This window comes from Thermincola sp. GK-1 (genome assembly GCF_059412445.1).
The window spans coordinates 1-1,283 of record NZ_JBSQAT010000043.1 but is presented as its reverse complement, the minus strand read 5'-3'; the positions used below and the strand labels follow the sequence as shown (position 1 = coordinate 1,283).

The following is a 1,283-nucleotide window of genomic DNA, read 5'->3' as shown; positions in this document are numbered from 1 at the left end:
CGAAACAAGAGTGGTCACCATCAGCAAAGAAGACAGGACCATCACCTTGAAAATCGGCGAAAGCAAAGCCGCCGTTAGCGGCCGGACCAGGTATTTCGATACCAAGGCAGTGATTGCCGGCAGCCGGACCATGGTGCCCCTGCGCTTCATCAGCGAATGCCTGGGCGCCACGGTGGAGTGGCTTGCCAAGACCAGAACCGTGAGGATCACGGTGAATAATGGGTATACGATTCCGGAGGGGACGGAGTTAGGGATAATATTACCTTCTAAAAACGATAACCCCAATATGGTAGATTTAGATGTGCTTATTTCATTAAATAATAATATGGAGCAACAATTAAAAGACCTTCAATTAATTTTAGCTAGTAAGTTTGGCCAATCTGTTGCAGAGGAAGTTACTAAATATGCCAGAAATAAACAAGTATCAACTGATATTCTAAATAAGTCTTGGGTTGTTAATAACCAACGCATTAGAGTTGCTTCTTCCTACGGAAACTGGACCATATCCATTATCGTATGGTTGCCGGGGGTGGAATAATGTTTAAAAAACCCATTATCTTTTTAAATGTATTCTTTGTAATGTTTTTATCTTTTATATCATTTGCAAAAGCAACATCACTACCCCAAAACTATTTCCCACCGAAAGAACCACCCAATTCTGAAGAAGCGGTAATTATAGATGATAATAATTATTTAAAAAATAAAGTTTTTGATAAAAATACTAAAAATTTTCATGGTAAACTTTTACGATTACATAAATTCGGTCTTAACAATCGAATGCTTGTTTATGGACAGCCGTTTGGAGATTTTGACTTTAGAACTAAACAATATCGATTTATAGGAGAAAATATTAGTGGAGAAAATATATCAAACGTAATGTTTCCTCCTGATGGGCAACTGGACGGAAAGTTACAAGAGATTAGTTGGATTAAATATCCTTGGCAGCATATACCTTTAATAAATCATTTAGATATGAAAGGAGAAATGATAGATAAAAGTCAGTTTGACCTCCAGTTAAAGTACTTACCTAACATGGACGAAGGGTTAAAGCGGTACCACGGCCAGTATTACGATAAAAACGGGAAAAAAAGAAACTGGCCCGATTATATACATGTGCTCCAGCCCCCGACATATTATTCTTACGGGATGGGGCGTATGTGGCATTACAAAGACGGAGGAATTTGGTATATTACCGTACCTCTTCCTCCACGTCACGAATTTGACCCCGTTGTTCCCAACCTTTATGTCAAGAGCATAGACCCCGGTACTCCGGTTGAAACAGA

The 1,283-nt window shown here is 39.2% G+C and carries 2 protein-coding genes; both read left to right on the top strand.

The annotated features are described in order from the left end of the window. A partial coding sequence (locus ACSNJE_RS15900) for a copper amine oxidase N-terminal domain-containing protein (RefSeq protein WP_495253072.1) occupies nucleotides 1-538 on the top strand: 538 nt, incomplete at its 5' end. Next, a partial coding sequence (locus ACSNJE_RS15895; RefSeq protein ID WP_495253071.1) for an Athe_2463 domain-containing protein occupies nucleotides 538-1,283 on the top strand: 746 nt, incomplete at its 3' end. The genes ACSNJE_RS15900 and ACSNJE_RS15895, both read left to right, overlap by 1 nt.